The organism is Micrococcus sp. KRD096 (assembly GCF_017168495.1).
Classification (GTDB): domain Bacteria; phylum Actinomycetota; class Actinomycetes; order Actinomycetales; family Micrococcaceae; genus Micrococcus; species Micrococcus luteus.
The window spans coordinates 1-760 of the sequence record NZ_JABFAY010000022.1; the positions used below are offsets into that span (position 1 = coordinate 1).

Annotated in this window: 1 protein-coding gene; it reads right to left on the reverse strand. The window is 67.2% G+C overall.

What is annotated here, in order from left to right:
* Nucleotides 1-7 precede the first annotated feature (7 nt).
* Nucleotides 8-760: IS30 family transposase (locus J1M41_RS10780; protein ID WP_206451738.1), on the reverse strand; the 753-nt coding region annotated here is incomplete at its 5' end.

Below are 760 nucleotides of genomic sequence, written 5' to 3' on the forward strand. Positions count from 1 at the left end.
GGCGGGTTCAACCGGTCGTTGCAACACCGTGCGTTGAGAGCGAGCGTAGCTGCTCGGCGAAGACCTCCGCGGGAGTCTTCCAGTCCAGGACCTTCCTGGGCCTGTTGTTCAGCGTGTACGCGACTGCTGCGAGGTCCTCGGCCGACCATCTCGACAGGTCCGTGCCCTTGGGGAAGTACTGCCGCAGCACCCCGTTCGTGTTCTCGTTCGTCGGCCGCTGCCACGGCGAGTGGGGGTCAGCGAAGAACACCTTCGTGCCCGTGGCCATCGTGAACTGGACATGCCCGGCCAGCTCCTTGCCCCGATCCCACGTCAAGCTCTGACGCAGCTGCTCCGGCACCGTCGCCATCGCCTTGATCAGGGCCGCGGTCATCGCCTCGGCCCCGTACCCGCCCAGCGACGGCCCGTTCTTCACCGGCGGCTGCTCACCCCATCCCTGCAGGCGGGGCAAGTGGACCAGGATCGTGGCCCGGCTCTTGCGCTCGGCCAGAGTCCCGATCGCTGAACGCTCGGTCCCGATGATCAGGTCCCCTTCCCAGTGCCCGGGCACAGCACGATCAGCGGCCTCGGGTGGGCGCTTGCTGAACACCACGTCCTCGGTGACGTGGCCCTGGGGCTTGTTCCGGGTACGTGCCCGCGGCTCGCGCAGAGCCCGTCCGGTGCGTAGGCACCCGACGAGTTCGCGTTTGAGTGCGCCCCGTCCCTCGACGAACAGGGACTGATAGATCGCCTCGTGAGAGATCCGCATGGACACATCATC